23 protein-coding genes and 1 pseudogene are annotated in these 24,506 nt (G+C 61.1%); 9 read left to right on the plus strand and 15 right to left on the minus strand.

Translation table 11 applies throughout. The annotated features are described in order from the left end of the window. Positions 1-173 precede the first annotated feature (173 nt). Positions 174-1,268: a DUF1615 domain-containing protein gene (locus ACZ5M5_RS10600; RefSeq protein ID WP_060738257.1), complete on the plus strand. Its 1,095-nt coding sequence runs from the start codon at positions 174-176 to the stop codon at positions 1,266-1,268. A gap of 215 nt (positions 1,269-1,483) precedes the next feature. On the opposite strand, the gene ACZ5M5_RS10605 is transcribed toward ACZ5M5_RS10600, so the two are convergent. Further along, positions 1,484-1,996, minus strand: a complete 513-nt coding sequence (locus ACZ5M5_RS10605; RefSeq protein WP_464738993.1) for a phage infection protein — start codon at positions 1,994-1,996, stop codon at positions 1,484-1,486. Positions 1,997-2,217: 221 nt separating this feature from the next. On the opposite strand from ACZ5M5_RS10605, the gene ACZ5M5_RS10610 reads away from it, so the two are divergent. Next, complete coding sequence (locus tag ACZ5M5_RS10610; RefSeq protein ID WP_103309731.1) at positions 2,218-2,847, plus strand: glutathione S-transferase family protein; 630 nt, start codon at positions 2,218-2,220, stop codon at positions 2,845-2,847. Between the two features lie 143 nt (positions 2,848-2,990). On the opposite strand, the gene ACZ5M5_RS10615 is transcribed toward ACZ5M5_RS10610, so the two are convergent. The 5 genes from ACZ5M5_RS10615 to ACZ5M5_RS10635 form a co-directional block, all read right to left on the minus strand. After that, on the minus strand, positions 2,991-3,527 hold the full coding sequence (locus ACZ5M5_RS10615) for a PqiC family protein (RefSeq protein ID WP_060738255.1): 537 nt from the start codon (positions 3,525-3,527) through the stop codon (positions 2,991-2,993). Positions 3,528-3,544: 17 nt separating this feature from the next. Then, entirely contained in the window at positions 3,545-5,203 is a 1,659-nt protein-coding gene (locus ACZ5M5_RS10620; RefSeq protein ID WP_060738254.1) for a PqiB family protein, read from the minus strand. Next, positions 5,184-5,843, minus strand: coding sequence for a paraquat-inducible protein A (locus ACZ5M5_RS10625; protein ID WP_060738253.1), 660 nt, complete (start codon positions 5,841-5,843; stop codon positions 5,184-5,186). Before ACZ5M5_RS10625 ends, ACZ5M5_RS10620 begins: the two co-directional genes overlap by 20 nt. After that, positions 5,840-6,436, minus strand: coding sequence for a paraquat-inducible protein A (locus ACZ5M5_RS10630; RefSeq protein ID WP_464738994.1), 597 nt, complete (start codon positions 6,434-6,436; stop codon positions 5,840-5,842). Before ACZ5M5_RS10630 ends, ACZ5M5_RS10625 begins: the two co-directional genes overlap by 4 nt. A gap of 69 nt (positions 6,437-6,505) precedes the next feature. Beyond that, positions 6,506-6,946, minus strand: a complete 441-nt coding sequence (locus ACZ5M5_RS10635) for a CBS domain-containing protein (RefSeq protein WP_060738251.1) — start codon at positions 6,944-6,946, stop codon at positions 6,506-6,508. A 318-nt stretch (positions 6,947-7,264) separates the two neighbouring features. Between ACZ5M5_RS10635 and ACZ5M5_RS10640 the strand changes: the two genes are divergently transcribed. Further along, positions 7,265-9,628, plus strand: coding sequence for a DNA polymerase II (locus ACZ5M5_RS10640; protein ID WP_464738995.1), 2,364 nt, complete (start codon positions 7,265-7,267; stop codon positions 9,626-9,628). A 144-nt stretch (positions 9,629-9,772) separates the two neighbouring features. On the opposite strand, the gene ACZ5M5_RS10645 is transcribed toward ACZ5M5_RS10640, so the two are convergent. The 3 genes and pseudogenes from ACZ5M5_RS10645 to ACZ5M5_RS10655 form a co-directional block, all read right to left on the minus strand. Beyond that, positions 9,773-10,594, minus strand: coding sequence for an aldo/keto reductase (locus ACZ5M5_RS10645; protein WP_060738249.1), 822 nt, complete (start codon positions 10,592-10,594; stop codon positions 9,773-9,775). 124 nt (positions 10,595-10,718) lie between these two features. Then, a pseudogene (locus ACZ5M5_RS10650) lies at positions 10,719-11,679 on the minus strand (IS110 family transposase). A 313-nt stretch (positions 11,680-11,992) separates the two neighbouring features. After that, positions 11,993-13,144 (minus strand): aldose epimerase family protein, encoded by a 1,152-nt coding sequence (locus ACZ5M5_RS10655; protein ID WP_464738996.1) that lies wholly within the window; start codon positions 13,142-13,144, stop codon positions 11,993-11,995. A 341-nt stretch (positions 13,145-13,485) separates the two neighbouring features. Between ACZ5M5_RS10655 and ACZ5M5_RS10660 the strand changes: the two genes are divergently transcribed. The 3 genes from ACZ5M5_RS10660 (at position 13,486) to ACZ5M5_RS10670 (ending at position 15,902) form a co-directional block, all read left to right on the plus strand. After that, on the plus strand, positions 13,486-14,190 hold the full coding sequence (locus ACZ5M5_RS10660) for a hypothetical protein (RefSeq protein WP_060743048.1): 705 nt from the start codon (positions 13,486-13,488) through the stop codon (positions 14,188-14,190). 107 nt (positions 14,191-14,297) lie between these two features. Next, positions 14,298-15,083, plus strand: coding sequence for a sulfite exporter TauE/SafE family protein (locus ACZ5M5_RS10665; RefSeq protein WP_122568104.1), 786 nt, complete (start codon positions 14,298-14,300; stop codon positions 15,081-15,083). Between the two features lie 270 nt (positions 15,084-15,353). Continuing rightward, the gene (locus ACZ5M5_RS10670; protein ID WP_103309740.1) at positions 15,354-15,902 is read left to right on the plus strand and encodes a DUF4174 domain-containing protein; all 549 of its coding nucleotides are present in this window, start codon (positions 15,354-15,356) and stop codon (positions 15,900-15,902) included. Between the two features lie 187 nt (positions 15,903-16,089). Here the strand turns inward: ACZ5M5_RS10670 and ampC are convergent, their stop codons facing one another. Further along, positions 16,090-17,238, minus strand: coding sequence for a class C beta-lactamase (ampC, locus tag ACZ5M5_RS10675; RefSeq protein ID WP_464738997.1), 1,149 nt, complete (start codon positions 17,236-17,238; stop codon positions 16,090-16,092). A gap of 228 nt (positions 17,239-17,466) precedes the next feature. On the opposite strand from ampC, the gene ACZ5M5_RS10680 reads away from it, so the two are divergent. Further along, entirely contained in the window at positions 17,467-18,345 is an 879-nt protein-coding gene (locus ACZ5M5_RS10680; protein ID WP_060738245.1) for a Dyp-type peroxidase, read from the plus strand. Positions 18,346-18,423: 78 nt separating this feature from the next. Further along, positions 18,424-19,170, plus strand: a complete 747-nt coding sequence (locus tag ACZ5M5_RS10685; protein ID WP_092199200.1) for an SDR family oxidoreductase — start codon at positions 18,424-18,426, stop codon at positions 19,168-19,170. Between the two features lie 135 nt (positions 19,171-19,305). On the opposite strand, the gene ACZ5M5_RS10690 is transcribed toward ACZ5M5_RS10685, so the two are convergent. From ACZ5M5_RS10690 to ACZ5M5_RS10705, 4 genes are all read right to left on the minus strand, one after another. Then, positions 19,306-19,728 carry a hypothetical protein gene (locus ACZ5M5_RS10690; RefSeq protein ID WP_103310301.1) on the minus strand — a complete coding sequence of 141 codons (423 nt, stop codon included), beginning with the start codon at positions 19,726-19,728 and terminating at the stop codon, positions 19,306-19,308. A 112-nt stretch (positions 19,729-19,840) separates the two neighbouring features. Next, positions 19,841-21,268 (minus strand): GntR family transcriptional regulator MpaR, encoded by a 1,428-nt coding sequence (mapR, locus tag ACZ5M5_RS10695; protein ID WP_060738242.1) that lies wholly within the window; start codon positions 21,266-21,268, stop codon positions 19,841-19,843. A 182-nt stretch (positions 21,269-21,450) separates the two neighbouring features. Then, positions 21,451-22,863 carry a cytochrome c oxidase accessory protein CcoG gene (gene ccoG / locus ACZ5M5_RS10700; protein WP_464738998.1) on the minus strand — a complete coding sequence of 471 codons (1,413 nt, stop codon included), beginning with the start codon at positions 22,861-22,863 and terminating at the stop codon, positions 21,451-21,453. A 303-nt stretch (positions 22,864-23,166) separates the two neighbouring features. Continuing rightward, positions 23,167-23,403 carry a DUF3203 family protein gene (locus ACZ5M5_RS10705; RefSeq protein ID WP_060738240.1) on the minus strand — a complete coding sequence of 79 codons (237 nt, stop codon included), beginning with the start codon at positions 23,401-23,403 and terminating at the stop codon, positions 23,167-23,169. A gap of 135 nt (positions 23,404-23,538) precedes the next feature. Here ACZ5M5_RS10705 and ACZ5M5_RS10710 point away from each other — a divergent pair, with 135 nt between their 5' ends. Continuing rightward, complete coding sequence (locus ACZ5M5_RS10710; RefSeq protein WP_060738239.1) at positions 23,539-24,045, plus strand: MgtC/SapB family protein; 507 nt, start codon at positions 23,539-23,541, stop codon at positions 24,043-24,045. A gap of 127 nt (positions 24,046-24,172) precedes the next feature. Here the strand turns inward: ACZ5M5_RS10710 and ACZ5M5_RS10715 are convergent, their stop codons facing one another. Beyond that, positions 24,173-24,337 (minus strand): hypothetical protein, encoded by a 165-nt coding sequence (locus tag ACZ5M5_RS10715; RefSeq protein ID WP_177431735.1) that lies wholly within the window; start codon positions 24,335-24,337, stop codon positions 24,173-24,175. Positions 24,338-24,506 lie beyond the last annotated feature (169 nt).

The raw sequence follows: 24,506 nt of genomic DNA on the forward strand, positions 1-24,506 counted from the left end.
TACACCGCCATTCTCCTGTGGGAGCGAGCTTGCTCGCGATAGCGGTGTGTCAGCTTGCATCGAGGGTGCCTGTGTCGCCGCTATCGCTAGCAGGCTCGCTCCCACATTGGGCATAGCCCGCATCCACTTTTGATCGTATGGTTGCTCCGGAATAACGAACGCGATGGAGCACCATGCAATTCAACCCATTGATGATCAGCCTCGCGGCGTTGCTGGCCCTGGCCGGTTGCGGCAGCCGTCAGTTGCAGGAGCCCGAGCGCCAGCCCGCTGAGGTCAAGAAGCAGATCGTGCAGTTGTTGCCGGCCAAGACGGTGGATCGTGAAGGCTGGGCGACTGATATTTACGTGGCCTTTGCGGCCCAGCAGATCCCGTCCACGACGCAGAATATCTGTGCGGTCCTGGCGGTGACCGAGCAGGAGTCGACGTTCCAGGCCGACCCGCCGGTGCCGGGGCTGGGCAAGATCGCTCGTCAGGAGATCAACCGCCGTGCGGCGAAGGTGCACATTCCGGAGCTGTTGGTCAGCGGCGCGCTCCAGGTGCGTTCGCCCAATGGCAAAAACTACAGCGATCGGCTCGACGCGGCCCGTAGCGAGAAAGAGCTGAGCGGGATTTTCGATGATTTCATCGGCATGGTGCCGCTGGGCAAGACCCTGTTCGGCGGTTTCAATCCGGTGCACACGGGTGGGCCGATGCAGGTCAGTATCGCGTTTGCCCAGGCCCATGCGCGGGATTATCCCTACACGGTGGATGGCTCGATTCGTCGCGAAGTGTTCAGTCGCCGTGGTGGGATGTATTTCGGTATCGCGCATTTGCTGGGCTATCCGGTGAACTATACCGAGCCGTTGTATCGTTTCGCCGATTTCAATGCCGGGTGGTACGCCAGTCGCAACGCGGCTTTCCAGCATGGGGTGAGTGTAGCGTCGGGCATTTCCCTGGCGCTGGATGGCGATCTGGTTGCCCATGATTCAATCATGCCGGGCAGCACGGAGCTGGCGGTACGCACGCTGGGCAAGTCGTTGGGAATGCGCAACCCGACCATTCGCGATCAATTGGAGCAGGGCGACAGCCTGGCGTTCGAGGACAGCAAGCTCTACAAGCGTGTGTTCGAACTGGCTGAGCGGGCCGAGGGCAAGCCGTTGCCGCGGGCGGTATTGCCGGGGATCGTGCTCAAGAGCCCGAAAATCACGCGCAAGCTGACCACAGCGTGGTTTGCCAAGCGGGTGGATGAGCGTTATCAGCGCTGCATGGCGCGGGCGGCGGGGCGCTAGCCAGGCGTTGAAACATGAAAAAGCCCGGCGGATGAGGCCAGGCTTTTACTGTGATGGGTTGGGTTTGGAGGTGTTCTGGAGCGGTGTGTCGGGTGAGCTGCGCGGCGGCTGCTTGAACGTTGCGGCCGCTGCGCGCCCGAGCGGGAGCAAGCTCCCTCGCCACGGGGTGTGTTGCACATGATTTGCGATATTTTCAGGCATTGCAGTCAAGCAACTCATGCGCGGTTTTCGATCAGACGATCGGAGCCACCTTCGGCGACGCGGCGTTCCAGCAGGCGATCGGAACCGCCTTCAGCGACACGGTTCTCGATCAGGCGGTCAGAGCCACCTTCGGCGACACGGCGTTCCAGCAGGCGATCGGAGCCACCTTCAGCGACACGGTTTTCGATCAGGCGATCAGAGCCACCTTCAGCGACACGGCGTTCCAGCAGGCGATCAGAGCCACCTTCAGCGACACGGCGTTCCAGCAGGCGGTCGGAGCCACCTTCAGCGACGCGACGTTCCAGCAGGCGATCGGCACCACCTTCGGCGACGCGGTTTTCGATCAGGCGATCAGAGCCACCTTCAGCGACGCGACGTTCCAGCAGGCGATCGGCACCACCTTCAGCGACGCGGTTTTCGATCAGGCGATCAGAACCGCCTTCGGCGACGACGGGTTGCGAGGAGGCGGCAAATACGTTGGCGGCCAGTACGGAGAAAGCGAGGCTGAGGATGACTTGGCGTTTCATGATGGTGTGCTCCGGGGGTGCAGTGGTTTGTGTGGGGCCATTGTTGTCCCGGGCGATCATCAAGAGAACTTCATTGGCATGATGGTGAACATCGACGGCAGTGATAGCTCGTCAGTCGCATCGATGTCGAAGCTGAGCCGCAACGTGCGCGTCGTCCTCCGGGTGGAACACAGCCAGGTTTGTGGGCTCTACCGGGTAAACCACAGGCAGGAGGCAAGTTCATGTACCAGTTATTCGGTTACAGGCAATCCGGTTCTGCGGCGGTGGAGATTGCCCTGGACCTTTGTGATGTGGCGTATCGGCGGGTCGATGCCTATTCGACCCAGGACAACGACGCCGCGAAAGCGCTCGAGGCACTCAACCCTCAGAAGCAGGTCCCGACCTTGCAGTTGCCGGACGGCTCGGTGCTGACCGAAGCGGCGGCGATCCTGATTCACCTCGGGCTGACCTTTCCGGCCTCGAAGCTGCTCCCTGATGACGCAACCCAGCGTGCCCAAGCCATACGGGGGCTGGTCTATATCGCAGCCAATTGCTACACGCCCATCGGCATCATCGATTTTCCGGAACGCTGGTTGGACGATGCGGACGAAGCGACTCGGCAGCGCTTGGTAGCGGGCACCCAGCAACGGCTGTACCGCAACTGGGCGCTGTTTGCCGATCAGTTCCCGGCCCAGCCTTTCCTTGGCGGTGCCGAGCCGGGGGCGATGGATATCCTGGCGGCCGTGATCACGAAGTGGAGAAACACGCGGGAGGCAATGCTGAACGCCCGTCCGGCGTTCCACGGATTGTTGGAGCGCATCGACCACCATCCGCGCGTTGCACCGATGCTGTCGTTGCATTGGCCTTCGTAGGCGCTGCCGAGCGAAGCGAGGCTGCGATCTTTGCGCTAACGCTGGAATCTCAAGCGAAAGATCAAAAGATCAAAAGATCAAAAGATCAAAAGATCAAAAGATCAAAAGATCAAAAGATCGCAGCCTTCGGCAGCTCCTACGGGTCAAGGACAAGCCTTGCGTACAGCCGCCTGCTCAACCAAGTCGACAAACTGCTGGACGTTCTGCTGATGCGCCGTCACCAGTTCGTCGATACTGGCCCCCGCCGGCGTTTGCAGGCTGCTGCGACAGGTGAGGGGGCGGGTATCGCCACCCAGGTTGCGCAGGCGCCATTGCACGTCCATGCGGGCATAGCGGCCGGGAATCGAGTCAAAGCGCTGCACGTCTACCCGCAGCGATGATTTCGGCGCGCCAGGGTTGCTCAGTTGTTCGTCCAGGCTGCTGTGCAGTTCATCTGCCAGGCTGGCACCCCACCATTCGGTTTCCAGGATCGCCAACCCGCTGTTGCCCTGGCGAATGACCATTTGGGTGCGATCCACCTGGGGTGGGACGCTCACCTGTTCGATCTGGATGTCCACGCCGGCGCGTGCCTGGCCTGTCGGCTGAGCCGGGCTCAGGGTGTGGTAATGAATCGGATCGCTGCGACAGGCGCCGAGCAGCAGTGCCATGGCGAGCAGGGTGAATTTCAGCGTCAGTGGCATGGGACGGGCTCCTGTACTCATTCTTTCACCGGCAATGTGAGGTTCTGTGCCGGTGCGTCCTTGGGCCGGCCGCGAAGCAGCGATTCGGGATGGCGGCTCAGGTAGTCCGACAGCTCGCGCAGCGAACGCGACATGCGCCCCAGGTCGTCCAGGGTCTGGGTCAGTTGTTCACGCTGGGGTGAATCTTCGGCCAGGGTCGAGTTGGCCGATTGCAGGGTCTTGCTGACGTCCTGCAAGGTGTTTTGCACCCCTGGCAAGGTCTTGCTGTTGAACTGGGCCAGGCCTTTGCGCAGCTCCACCAGATTGCCATCCAGGTTGCCGGCGATACTCTCCAGTGGCAGCTTGTTGATTCGCTCGACCATCGTCTGCAGTTGTTCCTGCAATTGCTGGAGGCTGCCCGGGAGGGTCGGGATACGCACGGGGCGGGCGCTGGGGTCGAAGACCACTTTTTCGGCCTTGGGGTAGAAGTCCAGCGAGATGTACAACTGCCCGGTCAGCAGGTTGCCGCTACGGGCCTGGGCGCGCAGGCCGCGCTCGACGAAGCTGCCGATCAGGCGGGCACCGGCGGCTTCGTCTTCGGGGTCGTGGTTGAGCGACTTGAGCAGTTTTTCATGGGCCTTGCCCAGGCGCTGAGGGTAGATCACTACGCCGACGTTGACCGGAAAGCTGCGTTGCTTCTCATCGAAATCAAGGTTGATGGCCACCACCCTGCCGACTTCCACGCCGAGGAACTCTACCGGCGCACCGACGCGCAACCCGCGCAGGGCCTGGTCGAAACGCAGGGCCAGGTATTGGCCCTTGCCATCGGGCGGGGCGAGGGCACTCTGCTGGTCGGCAAACAGTTCGAAGGTCTTGTCTTCGCTGGCGGCGGTATCGTTGGGGCTGTACTCCGGTGCCCGGAACGCAATGCCGCCCAACAGCAAGGCCGAGAGCGATTCGGTCTTGACGGCGAAACCGTTGGCGCCGACGTTCACGTCCACGCCGCTGACATTCCAGAACCGGGTGTTTTCGGTGACATACACATCGTTGGGCGCGTTGACGAACACGTCGATGTTGACGCCTTTGCCGTCGGCGTCCAAGGCGTAGGACACCACTTGGCCCACGGGGATCTTGCGCAGGTACACCGGCGAGCCGATGTCCAGCGAGCCGAGGTCCTGGGCGTGCAGGGTGAAGCGCTTGCCCGGTTCGCCATAAGTGATCGGCGGCGGGTTCTCCAGCCCCGTGAAGGATTTGGCGCGCACTTTCGACTGGCCGGCGTCGGCACCGATGAAATCACCGGACAGCAGCGTGTCGATCCCCGAGATCCCACCGGCCCCGATGCGCGGCCGTACGACCCAGAACACCGAGTCTTCGTGAGTGAAGGTGTCGGCGGTCTTGGCGAGCTTGACCGTGGCGGTGACGTTCTTCTGGTCGTTGCTCAGTTGCACGTCGGTGACCTGGCCGATGACCACGTTGCGGTATTTCACCTGGGTCTTGTTGGCGGTCAGGCCCTGGCCGGTCTTGAAGGTGATGGTGATGGTCGGGCCTTCCTGCAGCCAGTTGTGGACCACCAGGGAAACACCCACCAGCACCGCGATGATCGGCACGATCCACACCAGCGACACCGTCCAGCGGCGGGTGGTGACGTGGGCCCGGCCGGGGGCGGGTTGTTGCCCGTCAGTGGCTTGCGACTTCATCCATGACCTCCTCGGATGGTTGAGTGTCCCAGATCAGGCGGGGGTCGAAACTCATGGCCGAGAGCATGGTGAACAGCACCACCAGGCCGAAGAACAGGATACCCGGTCGTGGCTCGATATCGCTCAGTGCCTGGAACTTGACCAGGGCGGCCACCAGGGCCACCACCAGCACATCGAGCATCGACCAGTAGCCGATGACTTCCACCAGCCGGTACAGCTTCGCCCGCTGGACCTGGGCCCAGGTACTGCGTCGTTGTACGGTCACCAGCAGCAGGGTCAGTACCACGAACTTGATGCCGGGCACCGCGATGCTGGCGATGAAGATAATCAGCGCGATGTCCCAGGCGCCGCTTTGCCAGAACTCGATGACACCGCTGATGATGGTGCTGTCGGCACCTTCGCCGAGCATCTGGGTGTTCATGACTGGCAGCAGGTTGGCCGGGATGTAGAACACCAGCGCCGCGAGCATGTAGGCCCAGGTGCGGGTGATGGCGTCGGGTTTGCGGCGGTGCAGGGCGGCGTCGCAACGCGGGCAGGTCTGGGGGCCGCCGGCCATGTCGCAGGCCAGGCCACAACTGTGGCACAGGCACAGGTCCAGGTCGCGGGCCTCTGGCGGGGTGTCCTGCGGCTGGCCGTTCATGGGGTGTCCCACAGGTCGCGGACATCGCGCCCGGCGATACGGATCATCAGCAGGCTCAAGGCCGCCAGGGCGAACAGGCCGATACCCGGGAGCACGTCCAGCAGGCCGGCGAGCTTGATCACCGCCACCAGCGCGCCCAGCAGGCACACCTCCAGCATGCTCCAGGGCCGCAGGGTTTCCAGGCTGCGCATGCACAGGCTGAACCCTGGCGCCCGCCGCTGGAGGTAGGCATGGCCCAGTACCCAGAGCAGCAGCGCCAGTTGGAAGGCCGGTGCAATGATGATCGCCACCGCTGTCACCAGGGCGATGAAGGTAATGGGCCCCAGGCTCAGCGCCACGATGGAATCCCACAACGTCGCGCTGTTGCTCAGGCCCTGGAGACGGATACTCATCACTGGGTAGAGGTTGGCGAAAGCCCACAGCACCGCGGCCGTCACGCTCAAGGCCAGGCGCTGTTCGATGGTCAGGCCGTTGTAGCGCTGGATCACCGAGTGGCAGCGCACGCACGTGGCCTTTTGATGCGGGGCGAGCACAACCGGCTCGTACACCGCATCGCAATGTTCACAAATGATCAGTCGGTCGGTGGCGGCCATCGGGATGCTCGCAGGAACAACCCCTTCAATATAGAAGTGTGTTGGGAATGAGCAACCCGATGGAAAGGATCATTCGCCGCGAATGTATTGCTCCAGTTGTCGGATCAGGTCGGCCTGTTCGGCGATGGCTTCCTTGACCAGGTCGCCAATGGACAGCAGCCCGACGAGCTTGCCGTCTTCTACCACCGGCAAATGTCGCAAGTGCTTGTCGGTCATGATGCTCAGGCACGTCTCGACATTCTGGTGCGGGTCGATGGTGATCACGGGGGATACCATGATGTCGCTCACTTTCGTGCCCACGGATGAGCGACCGTGCAGGACCATTTTGCGTGCATAGTCGCGCTCGCTGATGATCCCCAGCACTTTTTCGTCCTTCACCACCAGCAAGGCGCCGACGTTCTTCTCGGCCATGCGCATCAGGGCCTGCAATACCATGTCGTCCGGTGAGATGGTGTGCACTTGCTGGTTCTTATCGTCTTTTAGCCGGAGCAACTGCGCGACGGTTTTCATGGGGAAGCCTCGGGTCGGGGGTGTTGTTTTTGCTGGTTGTTAAAGCATCGTAGACCCAACGGCGCAGAGCAAGCGGTAAAGCGGCGGCCAATCGTCCAAAAGCGTCATTGCCCGGGAAATTACCACCCATCCCGTGGTCGGGCGCTGTTGTGGCGAGGGGATTTATCCCCGTAGGGCTGCGCAGCAGCCCCAATAAGCTGATGACATCGACCTGACACACAGCGTTGGCAGGTTTTAGGACTGCTTCGCAGCCCAGCGGGGATAAATCCCCTCGCCACAGGTAGAATCGTCGTCTACGCAAAATTCGAGGTTTCAGCGGTGGATTTACAGCAGGGCTTCGTCCTGACCCGGCATTGGCGCGACAACCCGGCCGGCACCGAAGTCGAGTTCTGGCTGGCGACCGACGCCGGTCCCCGGCGCGTGCGCCTGCCGGTGCAGACGTCGGTGGCCTTTGTGCCGCAGATCCAGCGCGGCCAGCTCGAAGCCTTGCTGCAAGGGGAAAAGGAGGTAGAGCTACGCCCCCTGGACCTGCTGGATTTCGAGCATCGCCCGGTGCTGGGCCTGTATTGCCAGCAACACGCCCAACTGATGCGCCTGGACGGCACCTTGCGCCGCGCCGGTGTGGAGGTGTTCGAAGCGGACATCCGGCCGCCGGAGCGCTACCTGATGGAGCGCTTCATCACCGCCCCGGTGTGGTTCGGCGGTACGCCGGCCGCCGATGGCCTGCTGGTGGATGCCCAGATGAAACCGGCGCCCGACTACCGTCCACCGTTGCGCCTGGTGTCCCTGGACATCGAAACCACCGCCCAGGGCGATTTGTATTCCATTGCCCTGGAAGGCTGCGGCGAGCGCCAGGTCTATATGCTCGGGCCGCCTAATGGCGACGATAGCGGTGTGGATTTCCAGCTGGAATACTGCGATTCGCGCACGCTGCTGCTGAAGAAACTCAACGACTGGTTCGCCCGTTTCGACCCCGATGCGATCATTGGCTGGAACCTGGTGCAATTCGACCTGCGGGTGCTGCATGAACATGCCCGGCGGCTGGCGGTGCCGTTGCGCCTGGGCCGCGCTGGCGAAGAAATGCAATGGCGCGAGCACGGCGCGCGCAACAACCACTTTTTCGCCTCGGCGGCTGGTCGACTGATCATCGACGGGATCGAGTCCCTGCGCTCGGCGACCTGGAGCTTCCCGTCGTTCAGCCTGGAAAACGTCGCCCAGACGCTGCTGGGGGAGGGCAAGTCCATCGACAACCCGTACCAGCGCATGGACGAGATCAATCGCATGTTCGCCGAGGACAAGCCGGCCCTGGCCCGCTACAACCTCAAGGACTGCGAGCTGGTGACGCGGATCTTCGCCAAGACCGAGCTGCTCAAGTTCCTGCTGGAACGGGCCAGCGTCACCGGCCTGCCAGCGGACCGCAGCGGCGGTTCGGTGGCGGCCTTCACGCACCTGTACATGCCGCTGATGCACCGCCAGGGTTTTGTGGCACCCAATCTCGGCCAGCGTCCGCCCGAGGCCAGCCCGGGTGGTTTTGTCATGGATTCCCAGCCGGGGCTCTACGAGTCGGTGCTGGTGCTGGACTACAAGAGCCTGTATCCGTCGATCATCCGTACCTTCCTGATCGACCCGGTGGGCTTGATCGAAGGGCTGCGTCACCCGGATGACCGCGAGTCGGTGCCGGGCTTTCGCGGGGCGCGCTTCTCCCGAAGCCGACATTGCCTGCCGGCCATCGTCGCGCGGGTCTCCGAAGGCCGGGAGACCGCCAAGCGCGAACACAATGCGCCGCTGTCCCAAGCGTTGAAAATCATCATGAACGCCTTTTATGGCGTGCTCGGCTCCAGTGGTTGTCGCTTCTTCGATCCGCGCCTGGCCTCGTCCATCACCCTGCGTGGCCACCAGATCATGCAGCGCACCCGCCAGTTGATCGAAGCCCAGGGCCATGTGGTGATCTATGGCGATACCGACTCCACGTTCGTCTGGTTGCGTCGTGCCCATGGTCAGGAGGAAGCGGCCAGGATCGGTCGCGAGTTGGTGGCACACGTCAACCAATGGTGGCGTGAGCAAGTGCGTGCCGAGTTCGGGTTGGAAAGCGCGCTGGAACTGCAGTTCGAAACGCACTTCAAGCGCTTCCTGATGCCGACCATCCGGGGCGCCGAGGAGGGCAGCAAGAAACGCTATGCCGGGCTGGTGACCCGCGCCGACGGCAGTGATGAAATCGTCTACAAAGGCCTGGAAACCGTGCGTACCGACTGGTCGCCGCTGGCCCGGCAGTTCCAGCAGGAATTGTACGGGCGGATCTTCCACCGCAAGCCCTACCAGGAGTATGTGCGTGATTATGTGCAGCAGACCCTGGCCGGTGCGTTCGATGATCGGTTGGTCTATCGCAAGCGCCTGCGGCGGCCGCTGGAGGATTACGAGCGCAACGTCCCACCCCACGTGCGGGCCGCGCGGCTGGCCGATGAGTTCAACCAGCGCCAGGGCCGTCCGCGGCAGTACCAGAATGGCGGCTGGATCAGCTACGTCATCACTGTCGCCGGCCCCGAGCCGCTGGAAATTCGCAGTGCGCCAATCGATTACGACCACTACGTGACCAAACAACTGCAGCCGGTGGCGGATGCGATCCTGCCGTTTGTGGATGATGACTTTTCGACGTTGGTGGGGGGGCAGATGGGGTTGTTCTGACGGGAGGAGGCCCGGTTATTGGCAGGATGCCTTTGTGGCGAGGGAGCTTGCTCCCGCTGGGCTGCGCAGCAGCCTCTTTTTGCGATCGCTTCGCGATCGAGCGGGAGCGAGCTCCCTCGCCACAACAAGCGTTTTGCGCGAGGATTAAACCATCGCCAACCGCTGCTTGCCCTGGGGCTGGGGAAATATCAGGTCCAGGGCGGCCAGGTCCTGAGGCTCGAGCCTGAGATTCGCCGCTTCGGCATTCAGGCGCACATGTTCAGGTTTCACAGCCTTGGGTATGGCAATCACATTGTCTTGGCGCAGCAACCAGGCCAATGCGATCTGCGCGGGTGTTGCCCGATGGCGTTCGGCGATTTGTGCCAGGGTGTGATCCTTGAGCAGGTGCCCGCCCTGGCCGACCGGGCAGTAAGCCATGATCGGCATGCGCCGTTGCTGGCACCAGGGCAGCAGGTCGAATTCGATGCCGCGTTCCTGCAGGTTGTACAGCACTTGATTGGTGGCGCAGGCCGGCGAGGCCAGCTCCTCGAGGTCATCGACGTCAAGGTTCGACACACCCCAACGACCGATCTTGCCTTCTTCGCGCAGGCGTTCGAACGCTTCGACGGTTTCTGCCAAAGGGTACTGCCCGCGCCAGTGCAACAGATATAGGTCGATGTAATCGGTGTCGAGCCGGCGCAAGCTGCGTTCGCAGGCCAGGGGAATGCCTTTGCGACTGGCGTTGTGGGGATAGACCTTGCTCACCAGGAACACCTGGTCGCGCAGGCCGGTGATCGCTTCGCCAACGACGGTCTCGGCACCGCCTTCGGCATACATCTCCGCCGTGTCGATCAAGGTCATGCCCAGTTCGATCCCCAACCGCAGGGCTGCGACTTCTTTCTTGTGATGGGACGGTTCTTCACCCATGCGCCAGGTGCCCTGGCCGATTACCGGTACGGACACACCCGCCAATTCCAGCGTCCTCATGCCTATCTCCTGTTTTTTGCTTTGACGTGTGGCAGCAGGATAGACCAAGTGTTCCCGCATGGATCGTTCCCATGCTCTGCGCGAGCCCGCAGCATCCGAACTCAACACCAACCCGTGGGAGATTCTATGTTGCAGGGCAACCCTGCAACATAGGCGTTGGCTGGTATTCGCTCTGATTTTTCATCAAGGCAAATGCCACTCGGCAGAGCTTACGGGCTAGCACCACCAAGGCCTGAGTTTTTGAAAAGCCTCTCGCTAGGTACGACTCGTAAAATGGTTTCCATCTAGGCGAGCGGCACGCCGTCATTGCGGCGATATGAGCTAGTCGGCGTATTTCTGGATCCCCCTTCTTGGACAAGTATCGAGCGCCATTCTTTTTTCCAGAATCATCGACCCGCAAGTCCATCCCTAAAAAAGCGATAAACGCATCGCTGTCGGTAAAATCACCTCGCATAAAACTGGTTGCCAACCCAGTTGCGACCAGCTCACCGACGCCTTCGATGCCTTTACAGCGCTCAATATTGGCCTCAATTCCCGACTCCTTGCTGACCTTTCGTAGCAGCTTCTGGATAGCCTGACTCGCCTGTTCAAACGCTTTTTTCTGAGCCGTCAGCGCTTTTTTTAGCAAGGGTTCGTCAGCCCAGCTCAACATAAGGCCTGTATGGTTCTTGACCAGGGTCGCACGTCTATGAAGTAGGCTTTTTAACGTCGTGTAGGCCTTTGGTGGTGGATTCCACCGCCGCAGTTCGTGCTGTTCATTGGTTAGATAGCGCGCCAGTAAGCGGGCATCGCAAGGATCGTTCTTGGCTCGTTGGCCGATGCCGACGATAATTGCTCACCCGATAAGCATCCACGACATAGACCTGATGCCCTAGCGCATGAGCCAGCTCGACGGTATCCAGGTGGTAGATGTTGGTGGCTTCGACGGCAAGAGCGCTTTGGGCGGGTAGCGTTTTAAGCCAGCGCTTGAGGGCTGTTCGATCGTTCTTGACGGTATCAATGGTTTGCAGGTCAGAGCGATAAACAACTATTTCGGCCTTGGCGACATCAATGCCAACAACCGTTTGCGAGGTAAGGATTGTCATGACGAATCCTCGGAGCTAGGGTTTAGGTGCTTGTCGGGGTCTACCTTTGCGCTGGCTTGCCTCTATCGTCGGTCTTGCCGATGAATTCCTTATCGGCGCTTTAGGTAGAAAGGGCGGGACGAGAAGTCTCCCACGGTCCGTACTGGCTAGAGTCGGAATCGAGCTTTTAGTCCCGCCCACCCCTTCAAGTCTAAACATACAAGCGAGCTTGCTCGCGAAGGCGTCGGCCCATCCAGCATCATCACATGCAGACACACCGCTATCGCGAGCAAGCTCGCTCCCACAAGAGCATGGGAACGATTCGGCGGGGGCGTTACTTCGCGGAGAACTTCAACACCATGGTCTGGGTGTAGGTCTGGCCCGGATCAAGCCGCGTCGAAGGGAAGTTCGGCTGGTTTGGCGAGTCGGGGTAGTGCTGGGTTTCCAGGGTGAACGCGCCCCAATGCGGATAGACCTTGCCTTGCTTGCCCTTGACGGTGCCATCGAGGAAGTTGCTGGTGTAGAACTGCACGCCAGGCTCGGTGGTGTACAGCTGCAGGCGTCGTCCGGACTCCGTGTCATACACCTCGGCGGCCAGTTTTTTCACATCGCCCTTGGCGTCCAGTGCCCAGTTGAAGTCGAAGCCGCCCTGTTTCGGTTCGGCGAATTTGAGTTGTGGGTGATCAGCCTTGATATGGGTGCCAATGGCGGTGGGTTGGGTGAAATCCATCGGTGTGCCGGCCACCGGGGCCAGTTCGCCGGTGGGAATGAGTTTGCCGGTGACCGGTGTGTAGTGGGCCGCGTGCAGGGTTGCGACCTGCTCGAGTATGTCGCCGTTGCCTGCGCCGGCCAGGTTGAAATAGCTGTGGTTGGTCAGGTTCAGCACCGTGGGTTTGTCGGTGGTGGCCTGGTACTCGATGCGCAACTCGTTCTGTTCGTTGAGGCTGTAGGTGACGTCGGTTTTCAGTGCTCCGGGAAAGCCCATCTCACCGTCGGGTGACAGGTAGGTCAGGGTGACGCCCACCGAGTCCTTGGCATTGTGGGGCTGGGCCTTCCAGACACGTTTGTCGAACCCTTGCGGCCCGCCGTGCAAGGAGTTGCCATGGTCGTTCTGCGGCACTTGGTAACGCTTGCCGTCCAGCTCGAAGGCACCGTCGGCCAGGCGATTGCCGAAACGGCCGATGGTCGCGCCGAAATACACGCTGCCATTCTTCTGGTAACCCTGCACATCGTCGAAACCGAGCACGATGTCGGCGACCTTGCCGTTTTTGTCCGGCACGCTCAATGACTGGAGGATGCCGCCATAGGTGATGACCGTGGCCTCCATGCCATGACTGTTGCGCAGTACGAATTTCTCCACCGCCGTGCCGTCGTCGGTCTTGCCGAACGCAGCGCGTTCATTGGTCAGGCCGGCAGCCTGGGAAACCGAGGTGGCGATCATCAGAGACACTCCGAGGGCCGTGAGCAGTTGTCTGGATTCAAGCATGGTATGACCTTCCTTCCTGTTGTTTTGTTGTTGTTTTAACGCGGGTCGAGTCCGTTACTGGTCGGACAGCGATGAAGGCTTTTTCGTCTAGTAGTCTTTCTATTTGATGGGTGAAAAGGGATTTATAGCCATAAATTAAGATTTATCAATTAAAAAGTAAGACTAATTAGGCAAAAAAGACTTTGCCAAAGGTCGAGGATTTTCTCTGGGCACTGCACTTTTGCGATTTTTGCCGCTCTATCCATGGCCTGGAAGCGGCGACCCCCATCGCTTCCCCCTGCCCAGATTGAGACTCGATGGTCGGTGTTTTTTCTTCTGTGACGAGGTTGCGCCGTGCCTGCATGGCAGGGTGGGTCGCTGTGTCGATGCTGTTCAGCGGCGGCTGCAGCCATCAACAGGGGCAGGACATGGTCACGCAGTTCAGCAATGCCAAGCCCCAGGAGTTCTTGCAGACCAGTGTCGACCGCATGGCAACGCTGGCCATGCACGACAACCTGCAAAGCCTCTACCTGCTGATGAGCAAGCTTTACCTGCGCAACCCCGAGGAACTGCGCAAATCCGGCTTTCTTGACGCCCGCACCGCGGAAAAACAGGTGCGCATGGCCATCGAGCAGCAACAACCCTTGCCGACCCTGGGTGGCAAGAAGGACCTGGCCGCCCTGAGCTACGCCATGAGCCCGGAGTTTCTCGGTGATCGGGTCGGGGCGTTCATCTATGCCATCGGCAGCATGCTGGTCACCGCTCATGGCAATCGCCTCGAGTTCTACATGACCGACACCATCGACCCGCGTTTTGTCAGCAATGCGGCGCGCAACATCGAAAAAGCCACTTGGCTGCTTAGCCAGCGGCAGAACAAGGACGGCAAGCCGCTGCTGTTTTCCAATGAGATTTCGGAGGAGGGCAGCAATCTGAGTTTTGCCGTCGAGTTCGGGAAAATTGTCGCCCGATTGGACCTGCTGACCCAGATGCTCGACGAGCGTTACCGGCGTATCGGTTTGAATTACGCCCAGAGCCTGCTGTTCCTCAATTTTCTCCCGGTTCAGTGATTAGAGGAGAAAGGAATAAAGATAGATCATATCGATATAGGGAGTTATAAGAAAAATCGCTATGCTCGCGGCCAGATTTTTCACGCGGTCGTGCTGAGACGGGTTTAATGGATTTCGGTAATGTCGGTTTAGTCGTTGCGGGCCTGGTGGTCGGCTTCATCGTTGGAATGACCGGCGTCGGCGGTGGTTCGCTGATGACCCCGATCCTGTTGTGGTTTGGTATCAACCCGGCGACGGCGGTGGGTACGGACCTGCTGTATGCGGCCATTACCAAGTCTGGCGGCGTATTGGTTCATGCCAAGAACCGCAACATCGACTGGGCCATCACCGGCTGGTTGACGTTGGGCAGCGTGCCGGCGGTCGGCTTGACCTTGTGGTTCCTCAGCAGCTTGCACAGCTCGCCCGACGCCATGAACGCGGTGATCAAGCAAGCCTTGGGCTTCGTGTTGTTCGCCACCGCCCTGGCAATCCTGTTCAAGAAGCGTTTGCTGCAATTCGCCCACGACCGTGCCGGGGGGCACTACAACCCCTCTGGTACGCGTCTCAATGTGCTGACGGTCATCACCGGTCTCGTGCTGGGGACGATGGTCGCGTTGACGTCCATTGGCGCCGGCGCCCTGGGCACTGTCGCGCTGTTCATCCTCTACCCGTTCCTGGTCACCAAGCGCCTGGTGGGCACCGAGATCGCCCACGCCGTGCCGCTGACCCTCGTCGCTGGCCTGGGCCATGCGAGCATGGGCAACATGGACTGGCACATCCTGGGTTTCCTGCTGATCGGTTCGTTGCCGGGGATCTACCTGGGCAGTCATTTGTCGGGCCGTATCTCCGACGAGCTGCTGCGCCCCTGCCTGGCGGTGATGCTGGCGATGATCGGGTTCAAGCTGGCGTTCTAGAACGATCACCCCGATCCAGTGTGGGAGCGAGCTTGCTCGCGATGACGCAGGCACATTCAGCATCGATGCAAGCTGAACCACCGCTATCGCGAGCAAGCTCGCTCCCACAGTGATCCCCGTTCCAACTCTCGCGCCACACTCTCCCTACGGTTGCGCAATGATCCCCCTGGCCTAAGCTTCAAGGCAGGCAGGCGCAGTATTGAGCGACTCTCGCGGAACAATCGCCGCCCTGTGCAATCAGTACAGCGTAAATATCAAAAGGAGAGGCGCATGCTCATTCGGTCGTTGACCTTCGCTACCTTGCTGGCCATCGCCGGCCCCCTGTTCGCAGCCGATGGCGACTCACCCCTGGTGGCGGATGCAGGCAGGGCGCGCGCCCTGATCGTCATCGCGCCCAGTACAGTCGACCCGGCCTGGGTCAGCCTGAAAAAGGCCTTGGATGAACCGGCGGGCAAGCAGGGTTTTTCCGAGCGCAACATGGTGCTCTACACCGTGCTCAATACCATTGGGCAGCGCGATGGCAAGGACCTGGACCCGCAAAGCACCATGGCGCTGATCCGCTCCCTCAAGCTGGGCGCCGGGGCCCAGACCAAGATCATCCTGGTGGGCAAGGACGGGGAAAAGAAGCTTGAGCATTCCGGGGCGATCGAATTGAAAGACCTCTTCGACACCGTCGATAAACTCCCCGCCGCGGAAAAAGAAGCGACGCCCCCGGCGCCACCTCCCGCGCCGGAGCCCGCACCGGCCAAGGATGCGAAAGGCACCAAGCCTGGCAAGGCAACCAAGCCGACAGCGCCGCCGAAGCCGCTGGATGACTGATGCCCGTGTGGCCAATGCCAGTCAGTTAAGCCTCAAACCCGTGGGAGCAAAGCTTGCTCGCGATTGGGGTGAGCCAGTCGACAACGCCATTGACGGGTCTGCCGCCATCGCGAGCAAGCTTTGCTCCCACAGGTTGACTGACTGGCATCAGGGCTCTGACTGACTGGCATTAGGACTCATGGCCGTTTTATTGGCCATCCAGCGCCATCAGGATCCGGTGCGCCGCCTTCACCCGTTCCTCGATCGGGTAGTTCCTGTTGGCAAGCAGGACGATCCCCATGTCCTTCCCGGGCACGAACGCTGCGTACGCGCCGAAACCGTTGGTGGAGCCGGTCTTGTTGATCCAGGCGCCGTCCGGCGCCGGGCGGGGCGGGTCGAGAGATTCGACTTTTTGTGGGGCCAGGGCCATCTGCGGTGTGTTGCCAGCGAGCAGGTCGTCCAAGGTGAACGGGGCGGGGTAGAACTCCCAGCCGAGCCCCTGATTCATTCCGCCAACCTTGTAGAAACCCGTATGCGTCGTGGCGATGGCTTGCTTCAGGTCCGCGTCCAGTTTTTCAGGTCGCAGGTTGGCCTCGACGAAACGAATCAGGTCCGTTGAACTGGTCTTGACCCCGTAGGCTTCGGAATCCAGTGTGCCGGTGCCGACTCGCACGGGCTTGCCGTCCTTTGCATAGCCTTGGGCGTATCGCCCCATCTGATCCTGCGGCACCCGCACATAGCTGTGCTTGAGGCCCAGCCCTGGCATCAGCGTGCGCTCCATCACCTCGTCAAATGGCTGTCCCAGGCTGCGGGCCGCCAGGTAGCCGAACAGGCCAATGCTCGGGTTTGAATAGAGCCGCTGGGTGCCGGCCGGGTAGAGCGGTTTCCAGTTCTTGTAGTAACTGAACATCCGGTCCGGATGATCCGCCTCGTCGGGAAACTGCAAGGGCAGGCCGCCGGCGGTGTAGGTGGCAAGGTCGAGCAGGCGGGTGCCCTCCATGGCGCTGCCGCGCAGTTCGGGCGCAAAGCGACTGGCCGGATCCGCCAGGGACAGTTTGCCCTGGGCCTGGGCATAGGCGCCGAGGGTGGCGGTGAAGGTCTTGCTGACCGAGCCGATTTCGAAAAGGGTCTGGTCGGTGACCGGCTTTTTCGTGTCCTTGGAGGCCACGCCGTAGTTGAAATAATGGCGTTGACCGTTATACGTGATCGCCACGGCCATGCCGGCGATGTCCTGTTGTTTCATCAAGGGCTGGATGACGGCATTGACCGTGTCTTCAATGCGCTCCTGGGCAAAGCTTACGGACGTCCCGCAGACCAGGAAAAAAATCCCGGCGAGTATCGATCTGGCAATTGGCATGGTGCAGCGTTCTCGTTGGCCTTCCTGGAGGGGGCTCAATCTAGGGCGTTTTTGGCGGCCCGGCAATCCGAGTCTATCGGTCCGGGGGGATGTTTCTGAGTCGTCTGACGGGGCTATGGGAACCTTCCCACAAAACGCTCGGGTTGCCCGACGCGGCCGGACCTCAAGCCAAACCACACAAAGCGGCAGCCGCCGGGTAAACTCGCGGCTCTTTCTAAAGGAGTTCACATGAGTTACTACCAGCCCGGCATTCTCGCCACCCCTGTTCCGCCTCAGGCCCGTCATTTGTTTTTTGCCCTGGAATCGGTCGAGGCATTGCCGGCTGCGCTAGACAAACTCCTGTTGTTGCTCGATGGCCGGGCCGTGATCGGCTTTGGCGAATCGCTGGTCCACGCGCTGGGCGCCCAGGTCGCTGGCCTGCGGGCTTTTCCGGCGTTGGCCGGCGTAGGTGTGGACAACCCCTCGACCCAACATGCCCTGTGGTGCTGGCTGCACGGTGAAGACCGCGGCGAGCTGATGCACCGCAGCCGCGCCATCGAAGCGGCACTGGCCCCGGCGCTGCGCCTGGTGCAGATGAACGAGACTTTCCGCCACATGACCGGCCATGACCTGACCGGTTATGAAGATGGCACCGAGAACCCCCACGACGAAGCGGCCATCGCCGCCGCCCTGGCCCAGGGCGCCGACGGGGTGCGCGGTGGCAGTTTCGCCGCGATCCAGCAGTGGCAACACGACCTGGACGGTTTCGCGGCGATGCAGCCCCATGAGCGCGACAACATCATGGGCCGGCGCCTGAGCGACAACGAAGAAATCGACGACGCGCCGGAATCGGCCCACGTCAAGCGCACCGCCCAGGAAAGCTTTGCCCCGGAGGCATTCGTGGTCCGTCGGTCCATGCCCTGGATCGAAGGCGACCGTGCAGGGCTGATGTTCCTGGCGTTCGGTTTCTCCCTCGATGCCTTCGAGGCCCAATTGCGGCGCATGAGCGGCCTGGAAGACGGCATCACCGACGGCCTGTACCGCATGAGTCGACCGATCACCGGCGGCTACTACTGGTGCCCGCCGTTGTTGGACGGACGCCTGGATCTGCGCGCCTTGGCCCGGTAAGCGCAGCGGTTTGTGCAAAGCGTGACGTGAACGCTATCCTTGGGCCGGACGTCTATCCGTGGAATGGGAGAAGCAAGCGTGGATAAAGTCATCGTCATCACCGGTGGCGGCCGCGGAATCGGGGCGGCCACGGCGCTGTTGGCTGCCGAGTTGGGCTATCGGATCTGCATCAACTACCAGTCCGATGAAAGCGCCGCGCAGGAGGTGCTCGAACAGGTCCGGGCCAAGGGCGCGCAGGCGATTGCCGTGCGCGCCGACGTGAGCATCGAGGACGAAGTGATCGGCCTGTTCAACCGGGTGGATGCCGAGCTGGGGCGTGTCACGGCGTTGGTGAATAATGCCGGGACGGTTGCCCAGAAAGCCCGGCTCGATGAAATGTCCGAATTCCGCATTCTCAAGATTATGAAGACTAACGTGCTGGGTCCGATTCTCTGCGCCAAGCACGCGGTGCTGCGCATGTCGCCCCGGCATGGCGGGCAGGGCGGCAGCATCGTCAACGTTTCGTCCGTGGCCGCTCGCCTGGGCTCCCCCAACGAGTACATCGACTACGCGGCCTCCAAGGGCGCCCTGGACACGTTCACCGTCGGCCTGTCCAAAGAAGTCGCCGGCGAAGGCATTCGCGTCAACGCGGTTCGCCCGGGTTACATCTACACCGACTTCCATGCCCTGAGCGGCGACCCGGATCGGGTCAGCAAACTGGAATCGGCAATCCCGATGGCCCGGGGCGGGCGTCCGGATGAAGTCGCCGAGGCGATTATCTGGCTGCTGTCGGACAAGGCTTCGTATGCGACCGGGACGTTTGTGGACCTGGGGGGCGGGCGCTGAGCCCTGGGTTGTCTGGTCTGGCCCCATCGCGAGCAAGCTCGCTCCCACATTTGAATACAGACCGCCTATGGGAGCGGGGTTGCCTTGGATGTTATCGGTATGCAGAACGCCTGCATTGAAATGGCCGGACAGGGGTTATTCCTGGATGACGTAGATGTTATCGAACCCTACGCCGTGTGGAGGCTTTTCAACTTCTCGGAATGCTGTAATACGAACGGTAGGAAATCCGGACGTTTGAGGTGGAGGAGGGGGAAATGTCACCTTGCAAGAATGCCATTGGTCATCGCCTGCGGGGACGTCCAGTAGCTGAACATTATTATTGACTGTACAAGCCAACTCTTTCAGCGTCACCCCATCGGGGACTTTGATGTCGAACTTTACGATGACTGGAAGATTGTCCGCGAATGGCAATTTGAATATCTTGGCCAAGCTGTAATCAGTCACATACTCGTTACCTGTGATGTAATGATTGCCGCGCGGTTCCCTTACTATTTCTCCTTCACTTTGGGTAAATCTCCAGCCGTCTGGACCGCCCTCGAAATCGTGAAAATATTTCATGATCTTCTCCTTAGGGTAGATTGTTGCCAACCCGTGGCCCTCATTCGGTTGGCGATCTCTACGCTAAGTCTTTCCTGACAAGCCTACTACTGTCAGAGCTGACAGGTCTTTCTCAATTGTCTTGGCTGGTTATCAGTGAGCGAATGATCCGTCCCAGCGTCTCCATGGCCTTTTCCGATACATCCGTCCACGGGCTGCCATAGTTCAAGCGGATGCAATTTCGAAAGCGACGGGTCGCTGAGAAGATCGGTCCTGGCGCGATGCTGATGCCCTGGGCCAGGGCCATCTGGAACAGTTTCAGCGAGTCCATCTGCTCCGGCAGTTCCAGCCACAGGAAGTAACCGCCCGCCGGCTGGCTGACCCGGGTCTGGGCCGGGAAGTAACGGGCGATGGCGCTCAGCATCGCGCTTTGCTGTTCTTCCAGGGCATAGCGCAGTTTGCGCAGGTGGCGGTCGTAGCCGCCGTGTTGCAGGTAGTCGGCAATGGCGGCCTGGGCCGGCATCGAGGCGCATAGCGAGGTCATGAGCTTGAGCCGTTCGATCTTCTGCGCATAGCGCCCGGCGGCGACCCAGCCGATGCGATAGCCCGGCGCCAGGCTCTTGGCGAACGAACCGCAATGCATCACCAATCCTTCGGTGTCGAACGCCTTGGCGGGCTTGGGGGCCTGTTGGCCGTAATAGAGCTCGGCGTACACGTCGTCTTCGATCAACGGCACCTGGTGGCGGCGCAACAACTCCACCAGTGCCTGCTTCCTTTCCTCGGGCATGGTCGCCCCCATGGGGTTCTGGAAACTGGTCATGCACCAGCAGGCCTTGATCGGATGACGCTCCAGGGTCTGCGCCAATACCTCCAGGTCGATACCTTCGCGGGGGTGGACGGGGATTTCCACGGCCTTGAGCTTGAGTCGTTCCAGCACTTGCAGGCAGGCGTAGAACGCCGGTGCCTCGATCGCCACCAGGTCGCCGGGCTCGGTCACGGCTTGCAGGCACAGGTTCAAGGCTTCCAGGGCGCCGTTGGTGACCAGCAGTTCTTCCATGGGCAGCATCAACCCGCCCACCATGTAGCGCAGGGCAATTTGCCGGCGCAGGTGCGGGTTGCCCGGCGACATGTCGGTGACGACGACCCGAGGGTCCATGTCCCGTGTGGCGCTGGACAGCGAGCGCGACAAGCGCTGCAACGGAAACAGCAGCGGGCTGGGGAACGCCGAGCCGAACGGTACGGTGGCCGGGTCCTTGATCGAGTCCAGCACCGAAAACACCAGTTCGCTGACGTCCACTTCGGTGGACTCGTGCACCTGGGTGCTGATGGCCGGTTCGGAAAACGGGCTCGGCGCATGGGTGTTGACGAAATAGCCCGAGCGCGGCCGGGCGCGGATCAGGCCACGTCGCTCCAGCAGGTAATAGGCCTGGAACACGGTGGACGGGCTGACGCCGTAGGTCTGGCTGGCATAACGCACCGAGGGCACGCGCTGGCCGGGCCCCAGCATGCCGGAGCGGATCAGTTCAGCGATGTCGTCGGCGAATTTTTCATAGCGTTTCATGGCGGGCCCAGTCTTGAGTGACACATGGTTTGCGCTTTTTAAACTGTGAGGGAGCCCGTGGGAGCAAAGCTTGCTCGCGACGCAGGCGACACGGATCAACAGTAAGGTCGCGTCATCGTTCTTCGCGAGCAAGCTTTGCTCCCACAAGCTCGCTCCCACAGGACGCCCGGCATCTTAAAGCTTCAACGATTCATCGGCGCGACAAAACGGCTCTTGGCCAGGCTGTAGATGCCGGGTTCATCGCTGTCGGCCACCTTGAAGGTCATTTCCTGGGAGCCGCTGCGAGGCCGCTCGCTGAGCATCGCCACCGACACCGGCACATCGACGATTTCCCCGGGCGCCAGGCTCAGTTGGGTCTTGCCCTGGAGGACGAAGCCGTCGCCATCCACCAGGGACAGGTGATAGTCCTGGCGTTGCTGGGTCTTGTTGATGATTTTCAGGCTGTAGATGTTCTCGATCTGGCCTGCGCTGTTTTCGCGGAACAGGCCGCGGTCCTTGCTGACATCCAGCGACACCATGGGCCGTTGCACCAGGGCCAGGGCCAGCGCGCCGATCATCACCAGAAGCACGGCGGTATAGCCGATCAGCCGAGGTCTGAGCAGGTGAGTCTTGCCCCCCTGCAATTGATGTTCCGAGGTGTATTTGATCAACCCGCGGGCGTAGCCCATCTTGTCCATGATCGAGTCGCAGGCGTCGATGCACGCCGCGCAGCCGATGCATTCCATCTGCAAGCCGTCGCGGATGTCGATGCCGGTGGGGCAGACCTGCACGCACATCTGGCAGTCGATGCAGTCCCCCAGGCCAATATTGGCCGGCTTCACCTCGCGTTTACGCGGGCCGCGGATTTCGCCACGGGCCGTGTCGTAGGAGATGGTCAACGTGTCCTTGTCGAACATCACGCTCTGAAAGCGTGCATAGGGGCACATGTGCATGCACACCGCTTCCCGCAGCCAGCCGGCGTTGAGGTAGGTGGCAGCGGTGAAAAACAGTACCCAGAACAGGCTGACGCCGCCGATCTGCAGGGTCAGCAGTTCTTCGGCCAAGGGGCGGATCGGCGTGAAGTAGCCCACGAACGTCAGGCCGGTGAGCAGGCTGATGGCCAGCCACAAGGTGTGCTTGGCGCTGCGGCGCAACAGTTTGTTCAGGCCCCAGGGGGCCGCTTGCAGCTTGATCCGCTGGTTGCGTTCGCCTTCGGTGATTTTCTCGCACCACATGAACAGCCATGTCCAGGAGCTCTGCGGGCAGGTGTAGCCACACCACACGCGACCGGCAAACACGGTGATCGCAAACAGGCCGAAGGCGGCGATGATCAACAGGGCCGACAGCAGGATGAAATCCTGGGGCCAGAAGGTCGCGCCAAAAATATGGAATTTGCTTTCGGAAAGATCCCAGAGCACCGCCTGGCGGCCACCCCAGTTCAACCACACCGTGCCAAAGAACAGCAGGAACAGAACCCCCGCACCGCTGATGCGCAAGGTGCGGAACAAGCCGGTGAAGCTGCGGGTGTGGATCAGGTTGTCGGTGGTCCTGGCCTTGATCTTCGTTGGCGCAGGTTCGAACGTCTGTATCAACTGGACGGGGATTCTATCGCTCATGGTCGGTCGCTCATCAGCCTCTATCTGGCCGGCGCACTATGACCATGGAACTGTTTGCATAACAGACTCAGGTGTTTCGATAAAAACCGGATCAGATGCCGCGAAGCCCAGGCGCTGCGACACTTTGATGCATCGAGGGGCGAGCGAACAACACCTTGCTCCCGTTGGGCTCTGTAGGAGCTGGCGAAGCCTGCGATCTTTTGATCTTGATCTTTCGCTTTGGACTCAATGAGGAAAGATCGCAGCCTCGCTTCGCTCGACAGCTCCTACGCAGTTCGTACAGGTCGCAGTGGGTGGGTGGCGTCAGATCGCCGAGCCGCTGTCGCTGGCCTTCAGGTGCTTGCGCCCGTCGACTGCGCCGGCCACGGTCAGTGCATCGGCCTCGGCCTCGGTGATATAGAACCGGTCGCCATTGAGCTCCACGACTGACATGGCCTTGTCCGGGTCGGTGATGATGGTCAGCTCGCTGGCGGGGCGCTGTTCGGTGCCGTCGGGGGTTTCGAAATGGCAGGTCTGGTTCTCATCGATACGGACAGTCATGGTGTTCCTCCTTCAGGGGTCATGAACGTTAGGTCGCGCGGCCAAGCCAGGGTTCGTTGTGGCTGATCAGCGGTCGGGTGCACCTCTGGCTTCGCTTGCGGTCCATCGTTTATCCAATGAGAAAGAGGATGCTCCATGGAAGCCTGGTGGCATGAAGTCTGGATAACCCTGCAGGCGGAATTCGCCGACATCACCGATGCCCAGCAGATGACCCGGGTTACGGTGCGGCTGGTCATGGCTGCGCTGTTGGGGGGCATCCTGGGTTTCGAGCGTGAACACAAGGGCAAGGCTGCCGGCGTGCGAACCCACATGCTCGTGGCCCTGGGGGCGGCGTTGTTCGTATTGGTGCCACAGATGTCCGGGTCCCAGGCCGACGCCATGAGCCGGGTGATACAAGGGGTGGTCGCTGGCATCGGTTTTCTGGGTGCTGGCACCATCCTGAAAAACCACGACGGCGATGAAGCTCATGTCAAAGGCCTGACCACCGCCGCCGGCCTGTGGATGACCGCGGCCATTGGCGTCGCCGCCGGGCTGGGCCGGGAAGCGACTGCGTTACTCAGTACAGTGTTGGCCCTGGTGATCTTCAGTGTAATGCCGGTCATTGTTCGGGCGCTGGAGAAGGGCGACAAGCCATCAGCCTGAACATAAGACCTGTGGGAGCACGCTCGCTCCGAGCGGCGTTCCGACGATGGCGGAGGATCAGCCAGCCACTATGCTGATTGACACTCCGCTATCGCGAGCAAGCTCGCTCCCACAGGGAGTCGTTGAATCAAACTCGCTCCGGCGGCGCTTCGCTGGGCGGGTCACCCTTGGGCGGTTGTGGGGTCAGCGGCGGGTCTTGCTCCGGAATCGGTTCCGGATCAGGACCGGGTGGGGGCAAGGTGGGGTCGTCGATGTTCGGATCGGGTGTTTCGGCCGGGATGGGAATATTCATCGGGACGGATCTCCGTAACGCACATGGCTTGAGTCGTGCTTATGGTTGTTGACCATCCTGTACCGGGTTTGATCCCGGATACATCGAGGGCAAATCCCGCTGAACTTTTAGCCGTCGTCCCGGTTCGGAGTTTAAGTGAGTTTTTTCAGGGACCCGTTGGGCCTTTACC

This window comes from Pseudomonas sp. Van50, assembly GCF_055390755.1.